This is a genomic window from Burkholderia mycopellens (assembly GCF_964265025.1).
In the GTDB taxonomy this organism is placed as follows: domain Bacteria; phylum Pseudomonadota; class Gammaproteobacteria; order Burkholderiales; family Burkholderiaceae; genus Burkholderia.
This window is the reverse complement of the sequence record NZ_OZ183802.1, coordinates 2,803,197-2,822,161: the sequence shown is the minus strand read 5'-3', so window position 1 is coordinate 2,822,161 and position 18,965 is coordinate 2,803,197. Positions and strand designations below refer to the sequence as shown.

The 18,965-nt window shown below is 64.8% G+C and carries 20 protein-coding genes; 8 read left to right on the top strand and 12 right to left on the bottom strand.

The features are described from left to right. Positions 1-99 precede the first annotated feature (99 nt). From ACPTTC_RS13020 to ACPTTC_RS13005, 4 genes are read left to right on the top strand one after another with little or no spacing between them, the layout of a single operon-like run. Positions 100-651: an iron transporter gene (locus tag ACPTTC_RS13020; protein WP_021163417.1), complete on the top strand. Its 552-nt coding sequence runs from the start codon at positions 100-102 to the stop codon at positions 649-651. 45 nt (positions 652-696) lie between these two features. Then, complete coding sequence (locus tag ACPTTC_RS13015; RefSeq protein ID WP_047898577.1) at positions 697-1,029, top strand: cupredoxin domain-containing protein; 333 nt, start codon at positions 697-699, stop codon at positions 1,027-1,029. Positions 1,030-1,087: 58 nt separating this feature from the next. After that, on the top strand, positions 1,088-1,930 hold the full coding sequence (locus ACPTTC_RS13010; RefSeq protein WP_166960528.1) for an FTR1 family iron permease: 843 nt from the start codon (positions 1,088-1,090) through the stop codon (positions 1,928-1,930). Then, on the top strand, positions 1,927-3,324 hold the full coding sequence (locus ACPTTC_RS13005) for a 4Fe-4S binding protein (RefSeq protein WP_175953679.1): 1,398 nt from the start codon (positions 1,927-1,929) through the stop codon (positions 3,322-3,324). Before ACPTTC_RS13010 ends, ACPTTC_RS13005 begins: the two co-directional genes overlap by 4 nt. A gap of 272 nt (positions 3,325-3,596) precedes the next feature. On the opposite strand, the gene hemP is transcribed toward ACPTTC_RS13005, so the two are convergent. The 3 genes from hemP to ACPTTC_RS12990 form a co-directional block, all read right to left on the bottom strand. Beyond that, positions 3,597-3,842, bottom strand: coding sequence for a hemin uptake protein HemP (gene hemP, locus ACPTTC_RS13000; protein ID WP_423392719.1), 246 nt, complete (start codon positions 3,840-3,842; stop codon positions 3,597-3,599). Positions 3,843-3,980: 138 nt separating this feature from the next. Further along, positions 3,981-4,463, bottom strand: coding sequence for an SRPBCC family protein (locus ACPTTC_RS12995; RefSeq protein WP_175953675.1), 483 nt, complete (start codon positions 4,461-4,463; stop codon positions 3,981-3,983). A 100-nt stretch (positions 4,464-4,563) separates the two neighbouring features. Beyond that, the gene (locus tag ACPTTC_RS12990; RefSeq protein ID WP_423392718.1) at positions 4,564-5,436 is read right to left on the bottom strand and encodes a pirin family protein; all 873 of its coding nucleotides are present in this window, start codon (positions 5,434-5,436) and stop codon (positions 4,564-4,566) included. 122 nt (positions 5,437-5,558) lie between these two features. Between ACPTTC_RS12990 and ACPTTC_RS12985 the strand changes: the two genes are divergently transcribed. Continuing rightward, positions 5,559-6,533, top strand: coding sequence for a LysR family transcriptional regulator (locus ACPTTC_RS12985; protein ID WP_423392717.1), 975 nt, complete (start codon positions 5,559-5,561; stop codon positions 6,531-6,533). Positions 6,534-6,901: 368 nt separating this feature from the next. Here ACPTTC_RS12985 and ACPTTC_RS12980 read toward each other — a convergent pair whose 3' ends face one another. The 9 genes from ACPTTC_RS12980 to ACPTTC_RS12940 form a co-directional block, all read right to left on the bottom strand. Next, entirely contained in the window at positions 6,902-7,330 is a 429-nt protein-coding gene (locus ACPTTC_RS12980; protein WP_021163407.1) for an ExbD/TolR family protein, read from the bottom strand. Positions 7,331-7,343: 13 nt separating this feature from the next. Continuing rightward, on the bottom strand, positions 7,344-8,075 hold the full coding sequence (locus tag ACPTTC_RS12975) for a MotA/TolQ/ExbB proton channel family protein (RefSeq protein ID WP_175972041.1): 732 nt from the start codon (positions 8,073-8,075) through the stop codon (positions 7,344-7,346). Between the two features lie 36 nt (positions 8,076-8,111). Next, positions 8,112-8,843, bottom strand: a complete 732-nt coding sequence (locus ACPTTC_RS12970) for an energy transducer TonB (RefSeq protein ID WP_423392716.1) — start codon at positions 8,841-8,843, stop codon at positions 8,112-8,114. A gap of 218 nt (positions 8,844-9,061) precedes the next feature. Further along, a complete protein-coding gene (locus ACPTTC_RS12965) occupies positions 9,062-9,298 on the bottom strand; it encodes a (2Fe-2S)-binding protein (protein ID WP_011352654.1) in 237 nt (78 codons plus the stop codon). A gap of 150 nt (positions 9,299-9,448) precedes the next feature. Then, positions 9,449-10,309 (bottom strand): glutamate racemase, encoded by an 861-nt coding sequence (gene murI / locus ACPTTC_RS12960; protein WP_423392715.1) that lies wholly within the window; start codon positions 10,307-10,309, stop codon positions 9,449-9,451. A gap of 39 nt (positions 10,310-10,348) precedes the next feature. Continuing rightward, complete coding sequence (gene bfr, locus ACPTTC_RS12955; RefSeq protein WP_226201362.1) at positions 10,349-10,825, bottom strand: bacterioferritin; 477 nt, start codon at positions 10,823-10,825, stop codon at positions 10,349-10,351. 195 nt (positions 10,826-11,020) lie between these two features. Then, entirely contained in the window at positions 11,021-12,544 is a 1,524-nt protein-coding gene (locus ACPTTC_RS12950) for a fumarate hydratase (RefSeq protein ID WP_039370104.1), read from the bottom strand. 34 nt (positions 12,545-12,578) lie between these two features. After that, complete coding sequence (locus ACPTTC_RS12945; RefSeq protein WP_175953659.1) at positions 12,579-13,202, bottom strand: TIGR00645 family protein; 624 nt, start codon at positions 13,200-13,202, stop codon at positions 12,579-12,581. 113 nt (positions 13,203-13,315) lie between these two features. Then, complete coding sequence (locus ACPTTC_RS12940; protein ID WP_423392714.1) at positions 13,316-14,212, bottom strand: DMT family transporter; 897 nt, start codon at positions 14,210-14,212, stop codon at positions 13,316-13,318. 316 nt (positions 14,213-14,528) lie between these two features. Between ACPTTC_RS12940 and acs the strand changes: the two genes are divergently transcribed. The 3 genes from acs (at position 14,529) to ACPTTC_RS12925 (ending at position 18,958) form a co-directional block, all read left to right on the top strand. Then, on the top strand, positions 14,529-16,511 hold the full coding sequence (gene acs, locus ACPTTC_RS12935) for an acetate--CoA ligase (protein ID WP_089495221.1): 1,983 nt from the start codon (positions 14,529-14,531) through the stop codon (positions 16,509-16,511). A gap of 83 nt (positions 16,512-16,594) precedes the next feature. Continuing rightward, entirely contained in the window at positions 16,595-16,939 is a 345-nt protein-coding gene (locus tag ACPTTC_RS12930) for a DUF4212 domain-containing protein (protein WP_175953656.1), read from the top strand. A 3-nt stretch (positions 16,940-16,942) separates the two neighbouring features. Next, complete coding sequence (locus tag ACPTTC_RS12925) at positions 16,943-18,958, top strand: sodium:solute symporter family protein (protein WP_423392713.1); 2,016 nt, start codon at positions 16,943-16,945, stop codon at positions 18,956-18,958. Positions 18,959-18,965 lie beyond the last annotated feature (7 nt).

Here is an 18,965-nt window from a genome sequence, read left to right as displayed (position 1 = left end):
GAATTGTTCGCATTAACGTTCTTCGTCGCGTTAGTGTTTTCAGTGGGCCGGCCTGGCGGTCGGTCCACATGGTTCCAGATCAAATAACAAGGAGTGTCCATGTTGGGTTCTTCGTTCATCCGCACGACGGTTGCGGTAGCGGCGGCGCTTGCCGCGATGTCGGCCTCGGCTGCCGAATATCCGATCGGCAAGCAGCAGATCCAGGGCGGCATGGAAATCGGCGCGGTGTACCTGCAGCCGATCACGATGGATCCGGAAGGGATGATGCGCAAGGCGTCGGATTCCGACATCCACCTCGAGGCCGACATCCATGCGGTCAAGAACAACCCGACGGGTTTCGCGGAAGGCGACTGGATGCCGTACCTGCAGGTCACGTACAAGCTGACGAAGCAGGGCGACACGAAGTGGAAGGCGGAAGGCGACCTGATGGGCATGGTCGCGAGCGACGGCCCGCACTACGGCGACAACGTGAAGCTGAACGGCCCGGGCAAGTACCACCTGACGATGGTCGTCAAGCCGCCGATGCAGACGGGCCATATGGCGTTCGGCCGTCACATCGACAAGGAAACGGGCGTGGGCGCATGGTTCAAGCCCATTACCCTCGAGTACGACTTCCCGTTCGCCGGTATCGGCAAGAAGGGCGGTTACTGATCGGTGGCATCACGGACGGCGTGCCGTCGGCGTAGAGAACCCAGAATGAAAATTCCCCAGAAAATCGTTGCCGCAGCTGCTGCGTTGTGGCTTGCCGGCGCAGCGTACGCTGCCGATCTGCCGACGTTCAAGCTCGAGATGGCGGACGGCAAGCTGAATCCCGCCCGCATCGAAGTGCCGGCCGGCCAGCGTTTCAAGATCGAGATCAAGAACACCGGCAAGGGCGCCGCCGAATTCGAGAGCGTGCAACTGCGCAAGGAGAAGGTGCTCGCGCCGGGCGCCGATTCGTTCGTGGTCGTCGCACCGTTGTCGCCGGGCGAATACAAGTTTTTCGACGATTTCCACCAGCAGGCGCAGGGCGTAATCGTCGCGAAGTAACGCGTTTTATCTGCGCGCGGGCACACCTGCCCGGTGTACTGCGCGTCAGGAGATATCGATGGGTCAGATCTTGTTCATCGTCTGGCGGGAGAGCGTCGAAGCGCTGCTCGTCGTCGGCATTCTCTATGCATGGCTGAAAAACGGTGACGACGACGCGCGCCGCGGCCTGCCTTTCCTCTGGACCGGCGTCGGTGTCGGCCTGCTGATGGCCGTTGGCCTCGGTGCCGCACTGGTCGGTTTCACCGAAGTGCTGTCCGGCGACGCGCAGGACTACTTCCAGACCGCCATGGTGCTGATCGCATGCGTGCTGATCGTGCAGATGGTGCTGTGGATGCGCCGGCACGGCCGCACGCTGAAGCGCGACATGGAGCAATCGCTGCAGCAGAGCACGCGCGATTCGAACTGGTGGGGCGTCGCGGTGCTGGTCGCGCTCGCGATCGCGCGCGAAGGCAGCGAGACGGTGATCTTCCTGTACGGTCTCGGTTTTGGCCAGTCGGGCCACGTCGACGGCAGCCAGATGCTCGCGGTCGTGATCGGCCTCGGTCTTGCATTCTTCACGTTCTATCTGCTGCAGCTCGGCGGCAAGTACTTCTCGTGGCGGCATTTCTTCCGCGTCACCGAAGTGATGCTGCTGTTTCTCGGCGCGGGCCTGTTCCAGACCGGCGTCGACAAGTTGATCGACAAGGAAATCCTGCCGCTCGGCATTTCGCAGGTGTGGGACACGTCCGCGATCCTAGATGATTCGGGCACGTTCGGCTCGCTCGTCGCAACGCTGACCGGCTATCGTGCGCACCCGGCACTGACCAACCTGGTTGCCTATGCCGTGTACTGGGCGGTGGTCTGGCTGCTGATGAAGCGCGCGAGCCGTCGTCCGGCCGTCGCGGCAGGTCGCGCGGCATGAGTGTTGTCGCCGCAGGCAAGCAGGGCTGGCTCGCGCAGGCCGGCCAGTGGATGCAGCGGCACGGCCCGCTGATCCGCGGCATCCAGTGGGCCGTCGTCGCCGTCTATGCGTTCCTGATCATCGTGCCGGCGGTGTTGCCGCTGCCGGATGACTCCGCACACCTGTGGAGCAACCTCACGCTGATCGCGCAGTTCACGTTCTGGGGCATCTGGTGGCCGTTCGTGCTGCTGTCGATGGTGATGCTCGGCCGCGTCTGGTGCGGCGTGCTGTGCCCGGAAGGTGCGCTCACCGAATTCGCGAGCAAGTTCGGCCGCGGCGGCCCGATTCCGCGCTGGATACGGTGGGGCGGCTGGCCGTTTGTCGCGTTCGGGCTCACGACGATCTACGGGCAGATGGTGAGCGTGTACCAGTACCCGCTCGCGGTGCTGTTCGTGCTCGGCGGCTCGACCGTCGGTGCGATCGTGATCGGCGTGCTGTACGGCCGCGAGAAGCGCGTGTGGTGCAAGTACCTGTGCCCGGTCAACGGCGTGTTCGGGCTGCTCGCGCGGCTCGCGCCGATGCGCTACAAGGTCGACGAGGATGCATGGCGCCGTTCGTACAAGAACGGAGAGCATGGCCATCGCGTGATTCCGATCAACTGCGCGCCGCTCGTGCCGTTGCGTAACATGAAGGGTGCGGCGGACTGCCACATGTGCGGCCGCTGCAGCGGGCATCGCGATGCGATCTCGCTGTCGTTGCGCTCGCCGTCCGACGAAGTCGTGAACCTCGGCGCGCAGCAGGCGAATCCGTGGGACACCGCGCTGATCCTGTACGGCCTGCTCGGCGTCGCGATCGGTGCGTTCCACTGGACCGTCAGCCCGTGGTTCGTGCAGATCAAGCAATGGCTCGCGGGCTGGCTGATCGACCATGACATCACGTGGCCGCTCGAGACCAATGCGCCGTGGTTCCTGCTCACGCACTACCCGGATCGCAACGACGTGTTCTCCTGGCTCGACGGGGGGCTGGTCGTCAGCTACATCGTCGGCACGGGGCTCGTGTACGGCACGGCGCTGCTGATGCTGCTGGCCGGCGCCACGCTGATGCTCGGTCGCTTCGATCGCGTGCGGCTGCATCATCTTGCGCAGGCATTGATCCCGATCGCGGGTGCGGGCGTATTTCTTGGCCTGTCGGCCACGACACTGTCGCTGCTGCGTGCCGAGCATGTGCCGCTCGGCTGGGCGGCCGATGTGCGCATCGCGATCCTGGTCGGTGCCAACGCATGGAGTGCGTGGCTCGCGTGGAACGTGACGGGGCGCTATGCGGCCTGGCCGCGCCGGCTTGCGGCGTTCGCGTGGTTCGCCGTCGGGCTTGCCGTCATCGACAGCGCATGGTGGTTGATGTTCTGGGGTTTCTAAGCGGATCGCGTGCCGCTGCGGCGGTCAGGCATCGATGCGGTAACGAAGCTGGGCGGCGTGCTTCACGCATTGGCCGCCCAAACAAAAAAGCGACACGTCGAAGGACGTGTCGCTTTTCTCTTCCTTGTGCGAGAACCAAAAAAAGTGGCTTGGCTTGCTGCAACGGCTGCTTGAGTGTGTTTGCACGAAGGGGTCTAGATCTCGCGTGCAAGCCGTTACGCTGGCTACTGCCCAACACCTCTCAGGGAGGTGGTCCCCACAATACTCTGTCGTTACTTCGTCAGGATCAGTTTGCCCAGCCGGGTGGCGCGCAACTGATAGGTCTCTCCGTTATGCGCGATGCTGACGTGGCTTTGGCCTTGCAGCAGCGTATCGCTGCTGACGACCCGCGTGCCTGCATCGCGGTTGCCGGCGGGTTTCGCCGGCGTGGTGACCGCTGCCGTCTTCTGACGGCTGCTGCCTGCGGTGCCGGTCGTGCGGCGCAAGGTCAGCGTGGTCGGGCGCATGGTGTCGGTCATTCGGTTGATCGGTGACTGTCGATACGATGGAATGAATTCTAAATGATAACTATTCCCATTTACAAAAACTCTTTATCGATCGGAATGGTGAATCTGATAGCGTGAATCAAAGAGGCGGCCTGCGGGCCGCCATCGGGTTCAGTGCAGCGGATCGGGGTCCTTGCGGCCCTGCGCGTATTCGCGGATCAGGCGGACCGTGTCGATATCCGACGTACGGTACGCTTCCTTGACGATCCCGTGCGTCTGACGAGCGTCTTCGCTGTCGTCCGTGACAACCAGCGTCGTGCGGTATTCGAAACGCAGGAACAGCTCGTGGTCGTCACGTTCCTCGATCGTCATCGTCAGCGAGCCGCCGATCTCGCCGTCGGCGGCGCGGATGTCGTAGCGAACCTGCTGGTTCGGTGTGAACGTGACGTGGTCGCGCACGGTCGCGTGACCGTAGTGCAGTTCACGTTCGAGCGTCGTGTCCGTCCGTTCGTGGACGACGCAGCTGTCGAGGCCGAGCACGAACAGTTGCGGCTGTTCTGCGCGCAGCACGAGACCTTCCCAGAGCTGTTCGCGGGTGAGGGGCGGCACGGCCGGATCGTCGGAATTGATCTGGATCAGATGTTCGAAGTTCAAGGGGGCGGGTTCCTTCTGGTGGCAGGCGGCCACGTGGTTCGAGAAGTCAATTGTGACGCAAAACGGGCGGTTTCGCGGCGCCTGCGCGCCCGTTCATGCGTCAGGCTTCGATGCGGCCCATGCGACCGGTCTGATAGTCGACGACCGCCTGCCGAATCTCTTCCTCGGTATTCATCACGAAAGGGCCGTAGCGGACGATCGGCTCGTTGAGCGGTACGCCGCCGATCAGCAGTAGGTCGAGCGGCGTGTCGCCGGCGGCGAACGTGACCGTGTCGCCGTCGTCGCCGTACACGACCATGTGTCGTGCGTCGACAGCCTGTCTGGCGGGCCCGTAGAGGCCCGTTCCGTCGATCGGATAGGCAAACACACGATAGCCTGCGGGGACGGCCTGCGTGACCGATGCACCGGGCTGCAGCGTGAAATGCTGGTAGAGGATCGGCGTGCGTGTTTCGATCGTGGCGCGCACGCCGAACGCTTCGCCGGTGATCACGCGTACGCGTGCGCGGCCGTCCGGCGACGTTGCGCTCGGGATACGATCGGCAGGGATCTCCTGGTAGCGCGGCGCGATCAGCTTGTCTCGGCGCGGCAGGTTGACCCACAGCTGGAAGCCGTGGGAGCGGCCGCCCGCCTGCGCGAATTCAGGATCCGGCATCTCGCTGTGCACGACGCCGGCGCCCGCCGTCATCCATTGCACGTCGCCCGGGCCGAGAGTGCCGGCATGGCCGGACGAATCGCGATGGCGGAAGCGCCCGTCGAGTGCGTAGGTCACGGTCTCGAAGCCGCGATGCGGATGGTCGGGGGCGCCCTTGGCCTCGCCGGGTGCGTAGTCGACGGGGCCCATTTCGTCGAGCAGCAGGAACGGATCGAAATCCATCAGCAGCCGGGTCGGGAACGGGCGATGAACCACGAAGCCGCCGCCTTCGGTCGTGCGAAGCGCGGGGTACGTGCGGTCAAGCGAGCGAGCGGTCGTCATGCGGATACCCTCGAAATGATCGGAATAGCGTTATTTTTGAAACACAGCGCTATTATATTGGGCGTTTTACCGGTCGATTCGCGACGGTTCGCAATGGATTGTTCTGAAAATGGAACGATGAGATGACTATCGATGCACATAACCTGAACGACCTCATGTACTTTTCGCAGGTCGTCGAACATGGTGGGTTCTCGGCTGCGGAGCGCGTGCTGGGCATCTCGAAATCGCGCCTGTCGCGGCGCCTGACCGAACTCGAGGCGGCGCTCGGCGTGCGCCTGCTGCAGCGCTCCACACGCAAGCTCGCGCTGACCGAGGCGGGGGAACTGTTCTACCAGCATTGCCAGGCGATGCTGGCCGAAGCACAGGCGGCAATGAACGCTGTCCAGCAGTTGCGCTCGTCACCGCGCGGTTCGGTGCGCGTCAGCGTGCCCGTGACGCTGTCGCAGACAATGCTGTCGCGCATCCTGCCCGAATTCCTGCGTCGCTATCCCGAGGTGAAGGTGCACGTCCGCGTGACGAATCGCGTGATCGACCTGTTCGAGGATTCGATCGACGTCGCGCTGCGCGTGCGCTCGGAGCCGCCGCAGAACGCGAATATCGTCGTGCGGCCGCTATGGCGTACCGAGCAGATGCTGGTCGGCGCGCCGAGCCTGCTGAGCCAGAATGCGCCGCCGCTGGCACCGGACGACCTGAGCGGATTCGAGACACTCGATACGCCGAGCGTCGACGGGCGGCACGTGTTCAACCTGATCGCGCCGGACGGTACGCGCCACGTGCACGAGCACGACCCGCGGCTCGTGACGGCCGACCTGATGACGATCCGTGAAGCCGTGCTCGATGGCCTCGGCATCGCGGCGCTGCCGGAGATGATGTACGGCAACGCGCTGCGTGCGGGGCAGTTGTCGCCGGTGATGCCGGGCTGGACGCTGCCGGTGCCGCAACTGTATGCGGTGTTCGTGTCGCGGCAGGGGATGCCGCCCGCGGTGCGTGCGTTCGTCGACTATCTGGTCGAGAAGCTCGATCACGGCGCCTACAAGGAACCGGGGTGCCCGGAACGAGCGAAGAAGGAAGCGGCGGCCGATGTTTCGGCGACCTGAACACGACGCGCACGGCGAGGCAAATTTGTTTTGTCATTGAAGCGTCGCCTGCAATCGCAAGTTTCAATCGCCGGAACCTTGAATGCGCGTGCGCGCGGGCCTATATTGAAATCCCATTTCGTGAAGGAAGTTCTGAGCGAAATCAGGTGGCCGCATATATTGCGAGCCAGATAGGGCAGAACGCGCAGTCCGTGCAGACCACGGCAGAGTCGCATTTGCGTTGCTCGAGGCGCAACCGATACCGCCAAAGAGCCCGCCGCCCGAAGGCGCCCGCGTGCGCATGAAAAAAGGCCTTCATCTGGCGATGAAGGCCTTTTACTTTGTGCGCGGCCGGCGAGGTGCGGCCGGCGCGTCGGATAGCGTGTGCGTTACTTCGCTTTCGCGGTCGGCTCCGTCACGAAGCCGAGCTTCGTCAGGCCGCCTGCCTGTGCATCCGACATCACTTCCGCGACGTGTTCGTACGCGACCTTGCGGTCTGCACGCAGGTGCAACTCCGGTTGTGGCGTGCGTTTTGCCGCTTCCGCGATGCGTTCCTGCAATTGTTCGCGCGTGACCGTGTGGTCGTCCCACAGGATCGTGCCGTCACCCTGGATCGCGACGTCGACCGTCTGCGGCTTTTCGTCGACGGGCTGGCTGCTGGCGTGCGGCAGGTCGATCTTCACCGCGTGCTGCATCGCCGGGATCGTCACGAGGAAAATGATCAGGAGTACGAGCATGACGTCGACGAGCGGCGTCATGTTGATCTCGCTCATCACTGCATCGTCGTCATCGTCGCTGAAACCGGTGTTCATTGCCATGGTTCACCCCGCCTCAGCTGGCGCGCGTCGCGAGACGCAGGCCGTCACGCGTCGACGACGAGGCAAGGCTCGCGCCGGTCACAAAATACGCGTGCAGGCCGTGCGCGAAGCGACGCAGCTTGCTGACGACACCCTTGTTCGCACGGGTAAGTGCGTTGTAGCCGAGCACGGCCGGGATCGCGACGAACAGGCCGAAGGCGGTCATGATCAGCGATTCGCCGACCGGGCCTGCGACCTGGTCGATCGACGTCTGGCCGGACGCGCCGATCGCGAGCAGTGCGTGGTAGATCCCCCAGACCGTACCGAACAGGCCGACGAACGGCGCCGTGCTACCGATCGACGCGAGGATCGCGAGACCGCTCTGCATGCGCGAGATGCCTTCGTCCATCGTGTCCTTGAGGCAGCGCGTGACCCAGTCCGACACGTCCATGCGGTCGTGCAGGTGCGGTTGCGTCTGGTGGTGGTGATCGGCGGCTTCCTTGCCCGACAGCGCGAGCGCGAGGAACGGGTTGTCGTTCGGCGTCGATGCGGCGAGCCCGAGCTTCCTGATACCGTCGTCGAAGTCGTCCGAATGCCAGAATGCCTGTTCGGCATTCTTCGTCAGGCGGTTCAGGCGGATCACGTTCCAGCCCTTGATGACGATCACGATCCACGACAGGATCGACATCACGAGCAGCGTGATCGCGATGGCGCGCGTGACGAAATCACCTTGCGCCCAGACGTGCGCGATACCGTAGCTTTGCATTTTCTTGTTTCCTTTGAATCTACCGAATATGACGGGTTAGTCGTCAAGCGTGAAGTTGAAGGGCAGCGTATGGGCGGCGCGGATCGCCTGGCCGTTCTCGATATACGGCGGACAGGTACTGGCGCGCGTCGCATCGAGCGCCGCTTCGTCGAGACGCGGGTAGCCGCTGCTCTTCTGCAGTTGGACGCTTTCGATCTTGCCCGTCACGCCGATGATGAAGTGAACATAGGCCGTGCCCGTTTCGCCGCGACGGCGCGACATCGGCGGATAGGTCGGCTTCACGAAATTGCAGGTGAGCGCCGACACGTTCTTCGGCGCGCTGACCTGCATCGTTTCGCGCGCCGGGCCGGGTGCTGCAGCCGGTGCAGCAGGCGCAGGTGCTGCGGGAGCCGGTGTCGGATCGGCCACTGCCGGCGCGGGCGTCGGCGACGGAGCCTGCGAGACCGGCTGAGGCGTCGGGACCGCTTTCTGCACCGGCTTCGGCTCGACCTTCGGCTTCACGCGCGGCGTGGGCTTGGGCGGTGTAGGCTGTTGCGCGGCCGACTGGACCGCGACCGGCTGGGCAGGGGGCGCAGGCGGAATGAGCTGTGCGGTGATCGACTGAACCTCGATCTCCTTCGGTGGCGGCGGCGCGTTGCGATGGAGCCAGGCGGCCGTCAGCATGATCGCGTGTGCGGCAAGCACACCGACCGCGACGACGATCACTCGGGGGTTCATACGTGGTGCAGCCGGCACGACGCCGGCAGGAGCGAGATGCGAAGCCTGCATGTTAGCTTGAAAGAACGATGTCGCACCCGGGGCGCGGCGGGTGAATCGGCATCACTTGCGGAAGATCAGCAGCGAGATGCAAACGGTGGTCACAAATCCGATCAGCAATTCCATGACAGGCTCCTTGGCAGGTAAGCCGCTGGCTCGCGCAGACGGTGGCTTGCTGACGGTCAAAACAAAAAATGCGGCCTGGGCCGCATGCGCACACTCGGTGCCGGTCAGGCGGCCTTGCGTTCGTAGAACGTGACCGGGATCGGGTGAGCATGATGCTCGACACCGCATTGGCTCGCGCAGACGCCTTGTTCGGCCATGAGGTCGCGCACGGACTCCTCGCACTTGCCGCAGCACGTGGCCACGCCAAGCTCGAACTGGAGTTCATCGAAAGAGTTCACGCCCTCCGCGAGGGACGCGCGAATCTTGCGATCGGAAACAGACTTGCACACGCAGACGATCATGATGAGTTGCGATAGCTAACGGTAATGCGAATTATTATCATTAAATTTGCGGACGTTGACAAGCCTGGGGTGGGCTTTTTTTAAGGTCATCGGACCCTTGAAACGCCGGGGTGGTGGAACGGCACGCGGAAGAGGGCGTGCAGGCCCGTGTCAGGCAGTCGCGCAGGTGCGCGCGTTGGGCGAGGAAATGGTGACGGATTCGACCGGCGCAGCGAGGCCGAGCAGCGTCGATGCGAGGACCTGCAGTTGGCGGCCGTCACTGGTCGAGCAGAAGCGGGGCGGGGCCGCACGCGTGCCGGCCGGTGCGCGCAGGTTGCGTTCGTCGAGCACCCGCATGAGCTGGCGCGCGATCGCGTCGCTGGTGTCGACGAGCGTCAGGCGGTCGCCCACAAGGTCACGAATCGTTTCCGTGAAGAACGGGTAGTGTGTGCAGCCGAGGACCAGCGTATCGGCGCCGTCGTCGAGCATCGGTTGCAGGTAGCTGTCGAGCAACGCGCGCAAGGCAGGCGAATTCGTGTCACCGCGCTCGATGGCCTCGACGAGCCCGTGGCCGGGCTGGCAAATGAATCGGCGACCGGCGCCATAGCGGTCGAGCAGCGCCTGGAAGCGCGGGCTGTTCAGCGTCGACTGCGTGGCGAGGACGCCCGCGACGCCGCTCGCGGACACGGCGGCGGCCGGCTTGATGCCCGGTTCGACGCCGACGAGTGGCATCGACAGGTGTTCGCGGGTCGCGGCGATCGCGCGAGCGGTCGCCGTGTTGCAGGCGATGACGAGCGCTTTCGCCCCTTCGCGGGCCAGCCACTCGCCGATTGCCAGCGTGCGTTCCGTAATGAACGCCTCATCGCGTGGACCATACGGCGCATGGTGCGAATCGGCGACGTAGATGAACGATTCGTCGGGCAACTGCGCGCGCACGGCGCGCAGCACCGACAGGCCGCCCAGCCCTGAATCGAAGATGCCGATGGGGGCGACGGTCGTGGCCGTCGCAGCAATAACGGAAGATGTCGACATGAACGGGCCGGGGGCGCTAACGGAAAGCGTGGAGCGAGCTTACTCCGGCGAACCCATCATCGTTTGCTGGTAGTTCTGCAGGCCGACCTTGCCGATCAGGTCGATCTGCGTTTCCAGCCAGTCGATGTGCTCTTCGGTGTCGTCGAGGATCTTTTCGAAGATCTCGCGCGACACGTAGTCGCGAACCGATTCGCAGTAGGCGATCGCTTCCTTGCAGGTGGACTGCGAGATCAGCTCGAGCTTCAGGTCGCACTTCAGGATCTCTTCGGTTTCCTCGCCGACGAGCAGCTTGTGCAGGTCCTGCAGGTTCGGCAGGCCGTCGAGCATGAAGACGCGCTCGATCAGCCAGTCGGCGTGCTTCATTTCGCCGATCGACTCGTCGTATTCGTGCTTGCCGAGCTTCTCGAGGCCCCAGTGCTTGTACATGCGCGCATGCAGGAAGTACTGGTTGATCGCCGTGAGTTCATTCTTCAACTGGGCGTTCAGATATTCGATGACTTTCTTGTCGCCTTGCATGGCTTTGTTCCTTGTTCAATGGGGCTTCAGAACCCGAAAGATAATCGCTCGAACGAGAAAAGCCAAGCCTCGAAGCCTTGCCGGGCCTGCCTTTTGCGTGTAATGAGAATCAGCCTCGAATAACCGGCCACACACAATAATGAGAATGAGAAGTAAAAAGGCCGGACGGACGTCCGGCCTTTCGTTCGATCGCGCTTAAGCGGCTGCGACCGGGATCTTGCCGATCTTCGCCTGCCACTCCTTCGGACCGGTCTGATGCACCGACGTGCCCGACGAATCGACGGCCACCGTCACCGGCATGTCCTGCACGTCGAACTCGTAGATCGCTTCCATGCCGAGGTCTTCGAATGCGAGCACCTTCGCGCCGCGGATCGCCTTCGACACGAGGTAAGCCGCACCGCCGACGGCCATCAGGTAGGCCGCCTTGTGCTTCTTGATCGCGTCGATCGCGACCGGGCCGCGCTCGGCCTTGCCGACCATCGAGATCAGGCCGGTTTGCGCGAGCATCGTCTCGGTGAACTTGTCCATGCGCGTGGCCGTCGTCGGGCCTGCCGGGCCGACCACTTCGTCGCGGACCGGATCGACCGGGCCGACGTAGTAGATCACGCGGTTGGTGAAGTCGACCGGCAGCTTCTCGCCCTTCGCGAGCATGTCGGCGATGCGCTTGTGCGCGGCGTCGCGGCCGGTGAGCATCTTGCCCGACAGCAGCAGCGTCTGGCCCGGCGTCCAGCTCGCGACTTCTTCCGGCGTCAGCGTGTTCAGGTCGACACGCTTGCTGGTTTCGGTATTCGGTTCCCAGTTGACCTTCGGCCATGCGTCGAGCGACGGCGCTTCAAGCTTGGCCGGGCCCGAGCCGTCGAGCACGAAGTGCGCGTGGCGCGTGGCCGCGCAGTTCGGGATCAGCGCGACCGGCTTCGATGCCGCGTGCGTCGGTGCGGCCATGATCTTCACGTCGAGCACGGTTGCCAGGCCGCCGAGGCCCTGTGCGCCGATGCCGAGCGCGTTGACCTTCTCGTGCAGTTCGACGCGCAGTTCCTCGACCCAGTCCTTCGGGCCGCGCGCGATGATTTCCTGGATGTCGATCGGCTCCATCAGCGATTCCTTCGCCATCAGCATCGCCTTTTCGGCCGTGCCGCCGATGCCGATCCCCAGCATGCCGGGCGGGCACCAGCCCGCGCCCATCGTCGGGACCGTCTTCAGCACCCAGTCGACGATCGAGTCGGACGGGTTCAGCATCACGAACTTCGACTTGTTCTCCGAGCCGCCACCCTTCGCCGCGACCTGCACGTCGACCTTGTCGCCCGGCACGATCTCGTAGTGGATCACGGCCGGCGTGTTGTCCTTCGTGTTCTTGCGGGCACCTTCCGGCGGGTTGACGATCGATGCGCGCAGCACGTTGTCCGGGTGCGTGTAACCGCGGCGCACGCCTTCGTTGATCATGTCGGTGAGGCCCATCGTCGCGCCGTCCCAGCGCACGTCCATGCCGACCTTCACGAAGATCGTGACGATGCCGGTGTCCTGGCAGATCGGGCGACGGCCTTCCGCGCACATGCGGCTGTTCGTGAGGATCTGCGCGATCGCATCCTTCGCGGCCGGGCTTTCTTCCAGTTCGTACGCGCGGCCGAGGGCCTGGATGTAGTCGAGCGGATGGTAGTAGCTGATGTACTGCAGCGAATCCGCGATGCTCTGGATCAGGTCTTCCTGTTTGATGACGGTCATGGCTGAGACTCTGTGAGGACTGTGGGGAATGCGTTTATGCGTTGACGGCTGCGTCGGCCGGCTTGCGGGGCTCGTTCGCTGCAGGCGCGTGCGCGTCGCGGGCGTGCGGCTCGTGGAAATGGGCCGGGTGCGTGTGCGTCGTCAGGCGGTCGACCCACGCCATCACGAGCGCCGACACCAGGAACGACACGTGGATGATCACCTGCCACATGATCGCGTGCATCGTGTGCTGGTCGGGGTTGATGAACGTCTTCAGCAGGTGGATCGACGAAATGCTGATCAGCGCCATCGACAGCTTGACCTTCAGCACGCCCGCGTTCACGTGGTCGAGCCATTCGGGCTCGTCGGGGTGGCCCTCGATGCCGAGGCGCGACACGAACGTTTCGTAACCGCCGACGATCACCATGATCAGCAGGTTCGAGATCATCACCACGTCGATCAGGCCGAGCACCGCGAGCATCACGCTGATTTCGTCGAGGCTGGTCGCATGCGACAGCAGGTGCCAGACTTCCTTCAGGAACAGGAACACGTAGACGGCCTGCGCAACGATCAGGCCGAGGTAGAGCGGAACCTGGAGCCAGCGGCTCATGAAAATCAGCGCGGGAAGCGGGCGAAGCGGGCGACGCGCGGGGCGGCCGGGCGAATGCGGGGCAGACATGGTGGAAAGTCGGGCGCGGTGCGCAGGTATCGGGGGTAATCTTGAAAAGGCGCGCTATTGTAACGCGTCGGCCAGCGCGATTGCAGTGACGCGCCGGCTCTTCCAGGGACGGATCAGGAGGCGGCGGCCGGCACGCGTTTCACGCGCAGGCTGGCAAGCACGATACCGGTGACGACGCACGCGAGCGCGATGCCGTGGGCGAGCGTCGGGCGCTCGCCGAGGAACGCGATGCCATACGCGGCGGCCGCGACCGGCAGCACCGCGCTGAACACGCCGGCGAGGCTGCCCGGCACGTGCCGGATGCCTTTCATCCACAGCCAGAACGAGAAGATGCTGGCCGACAGGCCGTACCAGACGACGAGCACCCAGGTGCCGGCCGGCACGCTTGCGTAATCGAAATGCCACATCGCCGTCGCGCCGAGCGGCAGCATCAGGCACAGGCCGAACAGGTGCGTGTATGCGCAGATGTCGATCGGCGCGAGCGTCTGCGTGAGGCGGCGCGACAGGATCACGTAGATCGATTCGCAGCACACCGCGCCGAGGATCAGCAGGTTGCCGGTCAGCGACGACGAAGCGCCGTGCCCGGCCGTGCTGCCGTTCGCGAGGTTGATCGTCACGACGCCGGCGATCGCGAGTGCAATCGACACGAGTGCCCGGCCGTTCGGTTTTTCACGCAGGATCAGCCACGCGAACAGTGCAACGATCGCCGGGATCGTGCTGGTGATCACGCCGGCGGCGACTGCGCTCGTGCGCTGCACGCCGTTCAGCATCAGCAGCGTGAACATGAAGGTGCCGAAGAACGCCTGCAGGAACAGGTTCAGCCATTCGCCGCGCTTGACCGTGCGCATCTTCACCGGGCTGAACAGCGGCCACAGCACGGCGATCGCGATCACGAAGCGCAGCGTGGCGAGGATGGCGACGGGGACGAAGACGACGATCGATTTGCCGATACCGACATTGCTGCCGACGAACAGCATCGACAGCACGAGAAAGAAAGCGTAGCGATTCAAGCTGGAATCCGGAAGGCGAGTTCAGTTAGGATTGTAGGGTCGCGCTCGTTACAGCGTAAAGCTACATACGGCGCCGCCCGGCGGGCGAAACGGCCGTGCCGCGTAAGTGACGGGTAAGTTCGAACGCTTATTGTGGACACTGTCGGGTCGCCCGGTCGCCATCGCGCGACGTGGTGCGGCGCAGCATCGCGCAGCAGCCTTCGGGCCGTGCGCGGGTGGTGGGTAGGAGACAGCGGCGCGCTTGCGCCGGCCAAGACGCGCGGCGCGCACGATCGCGCCGCCATGCAGAGGATTCATGTTCACCAAGGGGTAGTCGATGTCTGCGATTGAATCGGTTCTTCACGAAACCCGTCAGTTTGCGCCGCCCGCGGCGCTCGAACAGGCGGCGACCATTTCCGGCATGCCGGCCTATCGTGCGCTCGCCGCCGAGGCCGAGAACGATTACGAAGGATTCTGGGCGCGTCTCGCGCGCGAGGGTCTTGCGTGGCACAAGCCGTTCACGAAAGTGCTCGACGAGTCCAACGCGCCGTTCTACAAGTGGTTCGACGATGGCGAGCTGAACGCGTCGTACAACTGCCTCGACCGCCACGTCGAAGCCGGCAACGGCGAGCGCGTCGCGGTGATCTTCGAAGCCGACGACGGCACCGTCACGCGCGTCACCTATGCGGATCTCCTCGCGCGCGTATCGCGTTTCGCGAACGCCCTGAAGAAGCGCGGGATCGGCAAGGGCGACCGCGTCGTCATCTATATCCCGATGTCGATCGAAGGCATCGTCGCGATGCAGGCCTGCGCGCGCATCGGCGCGACGCACTCGGTCGTGTTCGGCGGCTTCTCCGCGAAGTCGTTGAACGAGCGGCTCGTCGACGTCGGCGCGACGGCGCTCGTCACGGCCGACGAGCAGGCGCGCGGCGGCAAGACGCTGCCGCTGAAGAGCATCGCGGATGAAGCGATCGCGCTGGGCGGCTGCGAGGCCGTGAAGAGCGTGATCGTCTATCGCCGCACCGGCGGCAAGATCGACTGGCACGCCGAGCGCGATCTGTGGATGCACGAACTGACGGCCGGCGAATCCGACCAGTGCGAGCCGGAATGGGTCGGCGCCGAGCATCCGCTGTTCATCCTGTATACGTCGGGCTCGACCGGCAAGCCGAAGGGCGTGCAGCACAGCACGGGCGGCTACCTGCTGTGGGCCGCGCAGACGATGAAGTGGACCTTCGACTGGAAGCCCAGCGACGTGTTCTGGTGTACGGCCGACATCGGCTGGGTCACGGGCCACACGTACATCACGTACGGCCCGCTCGCCTGCGGCGGCACGCAGGTCGTGTTCGAAGGCGTGCCGACCTACCCGGACGCCGGCCGCTTCTGGAAGATGATCGGCGACCACAAGGTCACCGTGTTCTACACCGCGCCGACCGCGATCCGCTCGCTGATCAAGGCGGCCGAGGCCGACGACAAGGTGCATCCGAAGAGCTACGACCTGTCGAGCCTGCGCATCATCGGCACCGTTGGCGAGCCGATCAATCCGGAAGCGTGGATGTGGTATCACAAGCACGTCGGCCAGGAGCGCTGCCCGATCGTCGACACGTGGTGGCAGACCGAGACGGGCGGCCACATGATCACGCCGTTGCCGGGCGCGACGCCGACCGTGCCCGGTTCGTGCACGCTGCCGCTGCCGGGCATCATGGCCGCGGTGGTCGATGAAACCGGCCAGGACGTGCCGAACGGGCAGGGCGGCATCCTCGTCGTCAAGCGCCCGTGGCCCGCGATGATCCGCACGATCTGGGGCGACCCGGAGCGCTTCAAGAAGAGCTACTACCCCGAGGAACTCGGCGGGCGCCTGTATCTGGCCGGCGACGGCACCGTGCGTGACAAGGACACCGGCTACTTCACGATCATGGGCCGGATCGACGACGTGCTGAACGTGTCGGGCCACCGGCTCGGCACGATGGAAATCGAATCGGCGCTGGTGTCGCACGAACTCGTGGCCGAGGCGGCCGTGGTCGGCCGTCCGGACGATACGACGGGCGAGGCGGTGGTTGCGTTCGTCGTGCTGAAGCGTTCGCGTCCGGAAGGCGAGGAAGCCGCGGCGCTGGCGAAGACGCTGCGCGACTGGGTCGGCAAGCAGATCGGGCCGATCGCGAAGCCGAAGGACATCCGCTTCGGCGACAACCTGCCGAAGACGCGCTCGGGCAAGATCATGCGGCGCCTGCTGCGTTCGCTCGCGAAGGGCGAGGCGATCACGCAGGATACGTCCACGCTCGAGAATCCGGCCATCCTCGAGCAGCTCGCCGAAGTGCGCTGAGCGTACCGGTTGCGCATCACGCGCACGAGCCCCTGCGCGGCAATCCCGATTGCCCGCGCAGGGGCTTTTTGTTACATAACGGCATGACCGTTCCGACTCGTCCCGCGCCCGCCGCGCCACCGCCCGTTCCCGAGCCGCTCGCGCGTGCCCACGCACGCTACTGGCGCTTCAACGTCGCGCTGATCGCGGTGCTGATGGCGATCGGCTTTGCGGTGTCGTTCATCGTGCCGTTCTACGGGCCCGCGCTCGCCGAGGTTCGCTTCGCCGGGTTCAGCCTGCCGTTCTACGTCGGTGCGCAGGGCGCGATTCTCGTGTACCTCGTGCTGATCGTCGTCTACATCGGGCTGATGCAACGGGCGGACCGCACGCTGCGCCGTGCGTACGACGATCATGCGGCGCGCGCCGGCCACGCGAACGGCGGGCGCTGATTCATGCTGACGCATCGACTGATTCGCGCATACGCGCTCTACACGCTGGGCTTTCTCGGCTTCGTGCTGCTGATGTGGCGGATCGAGCGTGCCGCCGGCTCCGGCGTCTGGATCGGCTACGTGTTCCTGTTCGTGCCGATCGCCGTGTATGCGGTGATCGGGCTGCTGTCGCGCACGTCCGATCTCGTCGAGTACTACGTGGCCGGGCGGCGCGTGCCGTCCGCATTCAACGGAATGGCGACGGCGGCCGACTGGCTGTCGGCCGCGTCGTTCATCGGTCTGGCCGGCTCGCTCTACTCGACCGGCTATGACGCGCTCGCCTACGTGATGGGCTGGACGGGCGGGTTCTGCCTCGTCGCGTTCCTGCTCGCGCCTTATGTGCGCAAGCTCGCGCGCTACACGATTCCCGATTTTCTCGGGACGCGCTTTTCGAGCACGGCCGTGCGCGCGCTGGCGGCCGGCGCGGCGATCCTGTGTTCGTTCGTGTACCTGGTCGCGCAGATCCAGGGGATCGGCCTGATCGCGACGCGCTTCATCGGCGTCGATTTCGCGATCGGGATCTTCTGCGGGCTCGCGGGTATTCTCGTGTGCTCGTTTCTCGGCGGGATGCGCGCGGTCACGTGGACGCAGGTCGCGCAGTACATCATCCTGATCAGCGCGATCCTGATTCCGGTGTCGCTGATCGCGATGAAGAACGGGCTCGGCCCCGTGCCGCAGTTCAGCTACGGCAAGCTGATGGAGCGCGTCGCGGCGCGCGAGGCGCAGGTGCGCGACGCGTTCGACGAGCAGCAGGTGCGCGACGCGTATCGCCGGCAAGCCGCGGATATCCAGACGCGGCTCGACCGGCTGCCGGCATCCTATGCGGATGCACGCCGGCATCTCGTCGACCAGCTTGCCGACCTGCGGCGCCACAACGGGCCGCTGCGCGAGATCAGCCAGCGCGAGCGCGAACTGGCCGACTTCCCGCGCGATCCGGCGGCGGCGCGCGTCGCGTGGACGCAGGCGCGCGACGATCTGCTGGCCCGGGCCGAGCCGCCCGTGCCGATGCATGAACCATTTCCCGCCGCGAGCGATGACGAACGCAAACCGCGCGAGCGGAATTTCCTTGCGCTGCTGCTGTGCCTTTCGCTCGGCACGGCGAGCCTGCCGCACATCCTGACGCGTTACAACACGACCACGTCGGTCGCGTCGGCGCGGCGTTCGGTCGGCTGGACCTTGTTCTTCATCGCGCTGTTCTATCTCAGCGTGCCGGTGCTCGCGGTGCTGATCAAGTACGAGATCCTCGCGAATCTCGTCGGACGGCCATTCGCCGAACTACCGGCGTGGGTCACGCAATGGCATCACTTCGAACCCGACCTGATCAGCGTCGTCGAGGTGATTCGCGACGGCATCGTGCACTGGTCGGAAATCCAGATGCAGCCGGACATGGTCGTGCTGGCCGCGCCGGAGATCGCCGGACTGCCGTATGTGGTGTCGGGACTGATCGCGGCCGGTGCGCTTGCCGCGGCGCTGTCGACCGCGGACGGGTTGCTGCTGACGATCGCGAACGCGCTGTCGCACGACGTCTACTACTGCATGGTCGCGCCCGACGCGTCGAGCCAGCGGCGCGTGACGATCTCGAAGGTGTTGCTGCTCGGCGTCGCGCTGTTCGCGTCGTATGTCGCGTCGCTCAATACGGGGAAGATCTTGTTTCTCGTCGGCGCGGCGTTTTCGCTGGCGGCATCGAGCTTCTTTCCGGTGCTCGTGCTCGGCGTGTTCTGGAAGCGCACGACGACGCGCGGCGCGATCGCCGGGATGGTGACGGGGCTCACGGTGTGCGTGTACTACATCGTGTCGACCTATCCGTTCTTCACGCAGCTGACGGGGTTCGCGGGGCGCACGTGGTTCGGGATCGAACCGATCAGTTCGGGGGTGTTCGGGGTGCCGGCGGGGTTTGCGGTGGCGATCGTCGTGAGTCTGTTCGATCGAAAGCCGGATGAATATACGCGGGCGCTGGTGGATTACATCCGGCATCCGTGACGCTGGG

Coding starts and splice junctions, on each gene's coding strand:
- ACPTTC_RS13020 (WP_021163417.1), top strand. CDS start 100: ATGTTGGGTTCTTCGTTCATCCGCACGACGGTTGCGGTAGCGGCGGCG.
- ACPTTC_RS13015 (WP_047898577.1), top strand. CDS start 697: ATGAAAATTCCCCAGAAAATCGTTGCCGCAGCTGCTGCGTTGTGGCTT.
- ACPTTC_RS13010 (WP_166960528.1), top strand. CDS start 1,088: ATGGGTCAGATCTTGTTCATCGTCTGGCGGGAGAGCGTCGAAGCGCTG.
- ACPTTC_RS13005 (WP_175953679.1), top strand. CDS start 1,927: ATGAGTGTTGTCGCCGCAGGCAAGCAGGGCTGGCTCGCGCAGGCCGGC.
- hemP (WP_423392719.1), bottom strand. CDS start 3,842: ATGACCGACACCATGCGCCCGACCACGCTGACCTTGCGCCGCACGACC.
- ACPTTC_RS12990 (WP_423392718.1), bottom strand. CDS start 5,436: ATGACGACCGCTCGCTCGCTTGACCGCACGTACCCCGCGCTTCGCACG.
- ACPTTC_RS12985 (WP_423392717.1), top strand. CDS start 5,559: ATGACTATCGATGCACATAACCTGAACGACCTCATGTACTTTTCGCAG.
- ACPTTC_RS12980 (WP_021163407.1), bottom strand. CDS start 7,330: ATGGCAATGAACACCGGTTTCAGCGACGATGACGACGATGCAGTGATG.
- ACPTTC_RS12975 (WP_175972041.1), bottom strand. CDS start 8,075: ATGCAAAGCTACGGTATCGCGCACGTCTGGGCGCAAGGTGATTTCGTC.
- ACPTTC_RS12970 (WP_423392716.1), bottom strand. CDS start 8,843: ATGCAGGCTTCGCATCTCGCTCCTGCCGGCGTCGTGCCGGCTGCACCA.
- ACPTTC_RS12965 (WP_011352654.1), bottom strand. CDS start 9,298: ATGATCGTCTGCGTGTGCAAGTCTGTTTCCGATCGCAAGATTCGCGCG.
- murI (WP_423392715.1), bottom strand. CDS start 10,309: ATGTCGACATCTTCCGTTATTGCTGCGACGGCCACGACCGTCGCCCCC.
- bfr (WP_226201362.1), bottom strand. CDS start 10,825: ATGCAAGGCGACAAGAAAGTCATCGAATATCTGAACGCCCAGTTGAAG.
- ACPTTC_RS12950 (WP_039370104.1), bottom strand. CDS start 12,544: ATGACCGTCATCAAACAGGAAGACCTGATCCAGAGCATCGCGGATTCG.
- ACPTTC_RS12945 (WP_175953659.1), bottom strand. CDS start 13,202: ATGTCTGCCCCGCATTCGCCCGGCCGCCCCGCGCGTCGCCCGCTTCGC.
- acs (WP_089495221.1), top strand. CDS start 14,529: ATGTCTGCGATTGAATCGGTTCTTCACGAAACCCGTCAGTTTGCGCCG.
- ACPTTC_RS12930 (WP_175953656.1), top strand. CDS start 16,595: ATGACCGTTCCGACTCGTCCCGCGCCCGCCGCGCCACCGCCCGTTCCC.
- ACPTTC_RS12925 (WP_423392713.1), top strand. CDS start 16,943: ATGCTGACGCATCGACTGATTCGCGCATACGCGCTCTACACGCTGGGC.